Annotated in this window: 9 protein-coding genes; 8 read left to right on the top strand and 1 reads right to left on the bottom strand. The window is 48.6% G+C overall.

Annotation, left to right across the window (positions count from 1 at the left end; all coding sequences use genetic code 11):
* Window positions 1-99: 99 nt before the first annotated feature.
* A complete protein-coding gene (locus tag FYJ85_RS22515) occupies window positions 100-1224 on the bottom strand; it encodes a DUF6538 domain-containing protein (protein ID WP_154420936.1) in 1125 nt (374 codons plus the stop codon).
* 691 nt (window positions 1225-1915) lie between these two features.
* Here FYJ85_RS22515 and FYJ85_RS22510 point away from each other — a divergent pair.
* The 8 genes from FYJ85_RS22510 (at window position 1916) to FYJ85_RS22475 (ending at window position 8810) form a co-directional block, all read left to right on the top strand.
* Window positions 1916-2635, top strand: a complete 720-nt coding sequence (locus FYJ85_RS22510) for a hypothetical protein (RefSeq protein ID WP_154420935.1) — start codon at window positions 1916-1918, stop codon at window positions 2633-2635.
* Window positions 2632-2967 carry a hypothetical protein gene (locus tag FYJ85_RS22505; protein WP_154420934.1) on the top strand — a complete coding sequence of 112 codons (336 nt, stop codon included), beginning with the start codon at window positions 2632-2634 and terminating at the stop codon, window positions 2965-2967. Before FYJ85_RS22510 ends, FYJ85_RS22505 begins: the two co-directional genes overlap by 4 nt.
* Window positions 2968-2988: 21 nt before the next feature.
* Window positions 2989-4332, top strand: a complete 1344-nt coding sequence (locus FYJ85_RS22500; protein WP_154420933.1) for a beta clamp domain-containing protein — start codon at window positions 2989-2991, stop codon at window positions 4330-4332.
* Window positions 4333-4411: 79 nt separating this feature from the next.
* Window positions 4412-4843, top strand: a complete 432-nt coding sequence (locus FYJ85_RS22495; RefSeq protein ID WP_154420932.1) for a hypothetical protein — start codon at window positions 4412-4414, stop codon at window positions 4841-4843.
* A complete protein-coding gene (locus FYJ85_RS22490) occupies window positions 4843-5646 on the top strand; it encodes a RecB family exonuclease (protein WP_206213415.1) in 804 nt (267 codons plus the stop codon). Before FYJ85_RS22495 ends, FYJ85_RS22490 begins: the two co-directional genes overlap by 1 nt.
* Before the next feature lie 16 nt (window positions 5647-5662).
* Window positions 5663-5995, top strand: coding sequence for a DUF932 domain-containing protein (locus FYJ85_RS22485; protein ID WP_206213414.1), 333 nt, complete (start codon window positions 5663-5665; stop codon window positions 5993-5995).
* 239 nt (window positions 5996-6234) lie between these two features.
* Window positions 6235-7452 (top strand): hypothetical protein, encoded by a 1218-nt coding sequence (locus FYJ85_RS22480; protein WP_154420929.1) that lies wholly within the window; start codon window positions 6235-6237, stop codon window positions 7450-7452.
* On the top strand, window positions 7443-8810 hold the full coding sequence (locus FYJ85_RS22475; RefSeq protein WP_154420928.1) for an ApeA N-terminal domain 1-containing protein: 1368 nt from the start codon (window positions 7443-7445) through the stop codon (window positions 8808-8810). Before FYJ85_RS22480 ends, FYJ85_RS22475 begins: the two co-directional genes overlap by 10 nt.
* Window positions 8811-8915: the final 105 nt, after the last annotated feature.

Genomic DNA, 8915 nt, shown 5'->3' with positions numbered 1-8915 from the left:
AACGGGTTCCACTCCGATTCGGCCCTGTTTCCGGTGCAGCTTTCATTTCACACCTTCCTCCTTGTTCAGAGAAAAGTGTTACCCGTTTTTACAAACTCTTCAAACCATTTTCCTGCAACTTAGCACAGTTTCAATCGGATTGCGTACAATATATTCCTGAATTACACACCACCCAAGAAAAGCATTATAACCGGCATGATAGTTCTTCAGTGTTTTTCCTGCCAAACATGGTACGTTTGTAAGTTTGACGGCATCTTGCAATGTTTTGTCAGGAAACTTCTTTTTCCAATTTTTAGGAATCCTTTGCAACACATTTTCAAAAAAGTCGATATATTGTGCTCGTGTCAGGTTACGAATATCATACTCTTCTCCGAAATGCTCAAACCAGAGCCGAAATAGGGTTTGATACATTGCTTCCGTCGTTTCGACCCATTTCTGACTGACCCTGTTTTCTCGAATAAATGCTTCAGCCAACTCCTTCAGGACAGGGATTGCGGAAGTCGTCCGGTATTCCTTATTCTCGTCTTTGGCATATTGAATTGATAAACCTTTTTCCCATTTACCGAGGGTTTCTGTGGGGTTTTGAAATAGATTGTTGGGGTTGAGGTCATCATCGATATCTAATCGGGCAGCTTTGGTGATCTCTTCTTTTCTTTGCTCATAATGGTCAGAAAGAGGATCGTGAAGTCCCTCAATAAGGGCACTGCATAATTCGACCTGCCCACGTAACAATTCTTCTACGATTCGATTGCCTTGACGTAAATTAAGACAGTGGGTTTCATGCTCTGAATAACAAATATTTTCTTGCTGCAAACGTTCATAGATCCTCCCGTAAAAGTCCTGATGCTTAAGACGCATGGCAGGTACGGCCATTTTCTCTGAAGCGAACTCGGTATAAGCTCGAATTTCCTCATTATTGATGGGACGATGCAAAACATTACTGCCTATAGGTTCTTCCAACTCCGCTATGAAACGGGTCAATTCGCGATTGATAAACATTCGCGCTTGTGCCGGAGATAATTGAAGTTCTTTCAGCATATCCCATGTTCCTTTCAGACTTTCCGTCAGTAATTTAGCCATGGAACGAGCTGATTGCAAGTCGCTGGCAGGAAGAACACGCTTTATTTCTCTGAGCTGAAGTTTGCTTTGAAGGTTACCGGGTACCCATTGGCGAAAATACCATTTCTTGTTACGATGCAGAACATTGCTTGCCTGACAACTCATTTCTTTCCTCAGTAGAGTGACTATTTGTCAATCTGCTGAAGATGGTCTGGTGCTTTACAGCCACATCATTCCTGTACCAAGTCTGTACCAGCTCTGTACCAAAAGTGGGGAGATCTCCCCCTCAAATACGGTATTGGTGAGCTCAAAATAGGGCGGGGGATTTTTTGGTTGTCGGTCCATCTCCCACCACTATCTTAATTATGAACGAGTTACGAGTAAAAATCGTAGCTCGTTTTTTTGTGTCGGGTTTCCTGATTTCACTCCATTTCACCTCGTGTCATCATGAATTCCCGGATAATTCCCGGATAAAAATTTGAGGGGGAAATAGATGGGCTGCTGCATTCTTTCCTGCATATCGTCAATAGGGGGGGCGGCTGATACGTCAGGAGGAACTTTTGACAGGTCAGGATATCTGCGATTTGCTGCTGATCCTTTCTAACGTTCTGACATCATAAATATCTTGGTGATCAATCAGTCAAATGCTATGCATTTGAAACCTGAGGTTATAAGCCCGAAAATTTCCGGGAAAATTAAGAATATAAACAGAGTATCGACATTGCTTTTTATATCGATATTTTCCCATTCTTCCTCGTTTCCCTGTTATTTTTCCTTAAAAACAGCCGTTTTTGCGGCACAATATGTTGGAGGAGAAAACTACCATTCATAACCCCAACCCCTGACAGGAGGCCCCATGACTTCAGTTACCCTGAAACACTTCGGATTCGGCATTGTCTTTGCCGGATTGCTCGCCGCGCTCGTGCTTGCGGGCGCATCCCTCATTCCCCGGCATCCGCCGGAAGAGAAACAACGGCTGTCATCCCCGGAAGACCTGGACCGGCTGGCGAAGCCGTACTTCGACCGGGCCGCCGCGAACGTCCCGGCGGCGGCGAAGGAACTTTCCAGCGCCGGGAATCTGGCTTTCCTCGCCTACCTCATGGTATGGCGGCCCGAATCGGTGCAGCCGTATCTGGAAACGGTGCTGGACAGACCCATTCTTCAGTCCTGCCGGGCCGGTGCGCGGGTCTACGGCTTCGACCTCAATACGGCGGCGTTTCTGACCGGCCTGAAAAACTCCGGGGCTGAATATACGGACGCCTCGCTGCAGGCTGCCGGGGGACTGGTTTTGGAATCGCTGTTTCTGAAGCCGACGCTTGCGGCGTTCCACCGGGTGACGGGGAGCTGTGCCGCGCTGCTTGCCGGTTCCTGGGGAAGCGGAGCCGCCTGCGCCGCGCTGGACGGTCCGCTCCTGATCTGCGACATCGCCGGGCTTATGATGGCGGCGGGCGGAACAGCCGTATGCGGCAGCGAACTCTGGCAGGCCCGGATCACTCTCCCGCAGGAGTTGAGCGCCGGCCTTTACCGGGCAATTGGGGAGTGCCGGGAAATCTGCCGGAAGGAGGTGCGCCGATGAAGTTGGTTCTGCTGCTGGTTCTGGCGGCACTGATGCCGCCGACCTATGCCGGACGCGCCCGGCCCCGCCTGCCGTTGATACGGGAACTGGTCCGAAAAACTCCGTGGCAGAACATTGCGGCGGGAGGCGCGGCGGCCGGGACCGTCATTGTGGCCGGCAAGGTCGGCAACGGCGTGGAGAACGGCTTGCGGACGGTGGCCCGGGAGAGTCCCGACACATTCGCAAGTTGCGTCACGCCGCTGCGGCTTCCGTTTCAGGTGGCGTTCTGCATTTTGATCGGGAGCGGCGTCGTCCTGATTGTCCGGCTGTGTTTTAGAAGAAACAAACGATAACCACTATAGAAGGAATGGAACATGAAGATTACCGGAAAAAAGTTGGCCGAAGCATTGAGTGCTTTGGGGAAATTGATCACTCGCACTTCCCCCGTCGAACTGCATCAAGCCGTATTGCTCGAAGCGCGCGACGGGCAGTTGAGTTTGCGCACGGTCGCACAGGACGAGAGCCTTACCGTCACGATCCCGGCGGAAGGCGCTGTCGACTTCAGGCATGCCGTCCATTACGCCAAGCTCCGGGAACTCACCCGGAATCCTGCCGGAACAGTTACGTTCATGGAACTGAATGACGGCTTTGCGGCACAGCTCGAATGTCGGCGGAAGATCGTTACGCACGCTCTGCCCGTGCTGAACATCAACTGGCCGGAGGCCGAGGCAGCCCCTGCCGAAGCGGAAACAGCGGCGCTGCCGGAGAACTTCACGGCGCTGCTGTCCGAAGCGGCTCCGCTCGTGAACCGTAACGAGGCGCGGCACCAGTTGCGCGGGATTCACCTCTGTCCGGAGGGGATCGCCGCAACGGATGGCAAACAGCTTTTGCATCTGCCGTTGGACTGGACGTTGAAGAGTCCGGTCACGCTGCCGTTTCCGTTGGCGCTGCTGACCGCGAAGCCGGAGGTTCCCGGAACGCTGACGGTCTGGAAGCTGAAGGACATTCAGTTTTTCAAGATCGAAGTCGGCGGTTTTCTCTGGAGCGGCAAAGCAGTGTCCGGCAGCTATCCGGAGTGGCGGAAGGTGATTCCCGAAGCGTCGGCACTCAATTATGCGATTGCATTCACCTCGGAACAGGCGGCGCAGTTGACCGGCTTCCTGAAAACGGTTCCTGACCATGAGCCGTTTCACGCCATTGAGTTGAACGTGGTTCCGGGCGGCATCACCGTGATCCCGAATAATTTCCCGGATATGGAACTGCGGTTGGAGGCAACGGTGATCGGCGCTCTGCCTCGCGTAGTGCTGGCGCTCAACAAGTATATCCTGCTGCGGATGCTTCAGCAGGGCTATACGAAGTTCCGGGCGCATTCGGACGGCAGGATACCGGTCATCGCCGAAGGCGGAAGCGGCCGGTATCTCGCCATGCCGATTCACATATTACCCAAACATCAACCCGAAAAGGAGACAAGCGAAATGGAAAACATCAAACGCATCGAACACACTGAAACCGCAGCCGTGGAAGCCGCCGAGCCGGTCAATCCGATGGAGGAGCTGAATCACTCCATCGAGGACCTGCGCGGCAAGCTCAGAACGCTGCTCGACGAATCGGCGCTGCTGGCCCGCAAGGTCAAAGAGGCCGTGCTTCAGCAGAAGCAGCGTGAACGCGAGTTCGTTCAGGCAAAGCGCGCCATCGAACGCATCAGAATGGCGATTTAGCGAAATAACACAAATATAAACGGACAGATAGCCGGGAGTGGAGAAGTTCCCGGCTATTCGTCTTTATGGAGGAATGACTATGTTGAAACTCAATGCCAGTTACAGTAAGAAGGTTCCGGCAGGAGAGGAATATTCCAGCCAGAGCTATCATGCTTCAGTCGAAGTGGAACTGCCGGACGGGTTAAGCCCGGATCAGTTGCAGACCCGGATTCATGAAACGTTCGATCTGGTACGAAACTCCGTTGAAGCGGAATTGCACGGAACAACTTCCGCAAACTACGGCGGTCGTCCGGCAGCCGGAGCACCGCGAAACGGTTCTCAACGCAGCAGGTCAGGAGCACGTCAAAATGACGCTCCGGCAAGCCCGAAACAGCTCTCGTATTTGCTCGACCTTGCCCGGCAGCGCGGCATCACTCCGCAGCAGATCGCGGCGCGTTTTCAGGTGCCGGACATCCAGCATCTGACCCGGCAGCAGTGTTCGGATCAGATCGATGAATGGAGGGCGGCGTAATGGCAACGATCGACGAACTGCGGCAGGAACCGCACTGGTCGTATTCGGCGCTGAATACGTACCTCAACATCTGTCAGGCGCAATTCATGTACCGCTACGTGGATCAGGCCGAGGTCGAACGAACTTCGGTCTGCTTTCCGTTCGGCAAGGCGTTTCATGCGGCCTTGACCGCTCAGGCATGGGAGTGCATGATGGGCGGCTCGCTGACCCGTGATGAAATCGTTGACCGGTTTGAAGAGGCGTTCAAAATCGAAGCCGAGGCGACGCCGAACCTGATCTACAAGGAAGGCGAGAACTTCGATACGGTGATCGACCTGGCAACGAAGATGCTGGATGCGGCTCTGGCGAACTGGTCGGACTACTACACGATCAAGGGCGTCGCCCAGGCGTTCAGAATCGACGTTCCCGGTTTGGACAAGCCTCTGATCGGCGAATACGACCTCATCGTTCAGGACGGGCGGGACGCCTGTATCGTGGACTGGAAAACCTCCGCGAGCCGCTGGCCCGCCGGGAAAGCCGACCGCGATCTTCAGGCGACCGTGTTCAGCTACGCTTATGAGAAACAGAACGGCACGGCTCCACTCTTTCGGTTCGATGTCATCACCAAGACAAAGAATCCGGGCTGTGAGAGCCACTACACCAGTCGCGGATTTCATGACTTCCGGCGCTTCGAGGCGTTGGCGAACCGGGCGCAGTACGCGATCAGCAAAGGCGTGTTCCTGCCGAATGAAACATCGTTCGCTTGCGGCGAATGCCCGTATCGGGATCGTTGCGGGCAGTGGCATCTGAAGAAGTGGAGGTGAGATGATGGGATTGACGATGTGTGAAGGAAAGTTTGTCGGGCGCGACGAAATCGCACTGGTGCCGACTCCGACCGCTACCGCGAGCTGGAAACCGGTTCCTCACAGCGAGGTGATCGACGCTGTTACCGATGTGGTCAAGGCGCATAACTGGCAGATTCTCGATGAACAGTACGGGCTGGCCCGTGACGGTCAGCGGATGTTCGGATTCATGCGGATCAATAAAACGCATTCGCCGGAGTGGAGTCGGTGTATCGGCATCCGTAATTCGCACGATCAGAGTATCGCAGTTGGACTGGCGGCGGGGCTTTGCGTAAAAGTGTGCAGCAATTTGGTGCGCCGTATACAATGACCTGTTTCCCGGCAAATGGACGAAAACGGTTAATGCCGGTTGCCGCTTCCCGCAAACGGTGATCAATTGCCTCTGAGCCAATAGACTGGAAGTTTATCTCAGCTTCAAATCAGTAATATATATTTGATTGTTTTTGAAAATCATAAAATCGAATTTTCAGCTGTCCCAAGTTTGAAAACCTGCTTACTTCCCGCTATATTCCCTTTGAACAGAAGTGATAAGAAAAACATAAACAGCCGATGACCGATTATATGGAATTTATTTACTGGGCAATTAGGTATATTGACCGCACAGAAAAGCGGATGAAAGACCGACGGCTGGAAATTGATTTAGATAGCCTTCCGTTGGACTTACAGTTTTGCATGAAATATAAAATCGAAGCTGAAAATTTACTGCATTCAAGAGAACTGAGAGCGTATCGTCAATATTTTCACGAAACAGCCGGTTTTACCGATCATGGCAGTGGAGGTTTTCGTGCGACAGCGGGGCCTGTACTTTATTTTGAAGATGAAAAAGGCAATCAAGTTTACGAAAGGGATGTAAAAGAAATTCTCGGGCTTGATCCTTCTGTATCTACGTTTCCTTTTCCCGCATATGTGGATCGTTATTTGGCTTTTAACGGTAGTGCTTCTGATATTAAGTTAGATGAAGATGAGTTGAGGAATTTGCGAATATTCTCAGAACACTATGACGAACTTGAACAATCAAAAATCGAATTTCCAGGATTAACTGGCGTTAGTGCTGTGCGTGTAATTTTCAAGAATAGTAGGAGCGAATTAAAAGCTTTTGCGATGCTCTTTCGAAAACTCTATTCTAACGATCCCAATGAACCTGGTAGTTTTCCCAATGTGTCGAATTTTCTTAAAAATCACCCCAATACGGCATTAGGACTATTAGCCGAGGATTCTTTGCAGTACTTTAATGCGTTAAAGGATGTGGATATTCGAAAAACGAACGCTTTAAAGCATTTTGGCATATTTATTGAACCTCTTTTTGAAAAATATCCGGAACCGTTAACTGTTCATGATATTATCCAACTTATACTTTATACACAATATCAGCATGCGGCCAAGAAGTCCAGAGAAGAAAAGTTGAATAAAATTAGGGCTTTTTTGAATTCTCAAGACTGTGACGAAATTTTAAAACATGTTTTCCTTATGATTTTATGTACTTTTCAGCTTCTATTCTTAAATGCCGGAGGTTCTTATGCCGGAGTTTATAAGCAATTGTGTTGCAATCCGTCGTCCGCATCATCATCGGCTCAAATCAAGCAATTAGGGCTCCGGGGAATTTCTACTGTAGAAATAGAAAAGAGAAAAATTCTTGAAAAATACATGCGCCTTTATGCGGTAGAATTATGGAAAGAAGCTGGACAATCAGGAACGCCGTATGATTTTGAAGCCGAGGCAAAAACTCGCATATTGGCCGTATCCAGGAGTCATGATAAATGGGTTTAGAGCAGTTCAAGAAGTATTTACAGGAAAATAAATTTTCAGGAGAATGGCGATATATTGACGAACCTGAAAATGTCTTTTCCGGCACTTTGACATATGATCCGTTGAAAGGTGGTTTTTTAGAATTTATTGGAGGTCCCAAAAATCTTCTAACTTCTAAAGAGACACTGGATTCGTTTTTGGGGAAATCGCCCACAGGAAAGTTTATCTCAATCTTTAATGCTCGCAGGGAAAAAACGTCTTTTACTTTTGGCGTATTCAGTCAGCATCAGTATTCATTTTACGAATATTGGGAAAGTGATTCGAACGAAGGATTACATAAATCCGATATTTTATTGGAGTCTTTACGTTTTCAGTTGAGTCATCTCGAAGAATGGGAGGGAAGAATATGCCTCACGCCAGAGTTTGACTCATCTGCAAAGAGAATTTCAGGCGTTTCGTACTCCGAATTTCCATCAGTAAATTTATACGAAGATGAAAAAGTAAGTATTACGCTCAATTATGCTTTGTCCGTTCAGGGAAATATGCTGGAAGCTTTTCATCTTTATCATAATGTTTTCATAAAAGTATCAGTCAAAGAAGGTCGGCTTCCTTATTACAATACAGAAGATCAGAATAATATCGAATATTATTTTCTAACAATGCATGCTCTCTTCTCATTTCTTATAGGGAAAGATGTTTTCCCTTACGATATTACTTGTCGTTATGAAACAATAAAGCCATCAGAAAATGCTTCTGAGCATGAAAAAGCGCTAGGGGAACAAGCCATTTGTGGAAAATATTTTCCATATTGGGAGTATGAAGCTTTCAGCGGAAAGGTTTTATCTGGAATACAAATGTTTTTGCCACGAGCGGATATACCTGATTTGCCTTCTTTGACGGCAAAATGGTTTTCAAAACAAAATATTATTTCCGATTCTGTTAGTCAGTTAACTTCGTTTCATAACCAAAAATTTATCTCAGAAACAACCTTAGCTTTTTTGATTTTCTCTTTCGAGGGATTGCATAGAAAACTATACTCAAAAAAACCTATTTTTTTGAAAAGGCTTCGAAATTTCATGTTGAAGCTTCAAGGCAAAGTGCCTGAAAAAAACACCAGGGACATAACACTGAAAGAACGAGTATTTTATAGCCTATTTAAATGCCGGAAACTTCTGCAATTAAATAATGCTCAAGATCTCCTGATTATTGCCCACAAAATGACACAACATAGAGATGCGATTGGCCATCGAGATAAAGATATCGAATTAAGTGGGGCTGAGAGCGCCTATCTATCGTACGAAATGAGTTATCTTCTAGAGGCAATGATCTCAAAGGAGCTCGACATTCCAAAGGAAACTCAGACGTGTCCTAACAATTAGCCAAAAAGGCGGAGCCAAACTTTGTCCGTAACAGTATATTACGGTTGCCTAACCCCAAAGGAGGGCTCCGTAATGAAAAATACCTCGATAAGTCTGTTTCGTCAA

The sequence above is a fragment of the Victivallis lenta genome (assembly GCF_009695545.1).
GTDB classification, from domain to species: Bacteria; Verrucomicrobiota; Lentisphaeria; order Victivallales; family Victivallaceae; genus Victivallis; species Victivallis lenta.
This window is presented reverse-complemented; position numbering and strand designations above follow the sequence as displayed.

Coding starts and splice junctions, on each gene's coding strand:
- FYJ85_RS22475 (WP_154420928.1), top strand. CDS start 7,443: ATGGGTTTAGAGCAGTTCAAGAAGTATTTACAGGAAAATAAATTTTCA.
- FYJ85_RS22495 (WP_154420932.1), top strand. CDS start 4,412: ATGTTGAAACTCAATGCCAGTTACAGTAAGAAGGTTCCGGCAGGAGAG.
- FYJ85_RS22505 (WP_154420934.1), top strand. CDS start 2,632: ATGAAGTTGGTTCTGCTGCTGGTTCTGGCGGCACTGATGCCGCCGACC.
- FYJ85_RS22515 (WP_154420936.1), bottom strand. CDS start 1,224: ATGAGTTGTCAGGCAAGCAATGTTCTGCATCGTAACAAGAAATGGTAT.
- FYJ85_RS22485 (WP_206213414.1), top strand. CDS start 5,663: ATGTGTGAAGGAAAGTTTGTCGGGCGCGACGAAATCGCACTGGTGCCG.
- FYJ85_RS22490 (WP_206213415.1), top strand. CDS start 4,843: ATGGCAACGATCGACGAACTGCGGCAGGAACCGCACTGGTCGTATTCG.
- FYJ85_RS22500 (WP_154420933.1), top strand. CDS start 2,989: ATGAAGATTACCGGAAAAAAGTTGGCCGAAGCATTGAGTGCTTTGGGG.
- FYJ85_RS22510 (WP_154420935.1), top strand. CDS start 1,916: ATGACTTCAGTTACCCTGAAACACTTCGGATTCGGCATTGTCTTTGCC.
- FYJ85_RS22480 (WP_154420929.1), top strand. CDS start 6,235: ATGACCGATTATATGGAATTTATTTACTGGGCAATTAGGTATATTGAC.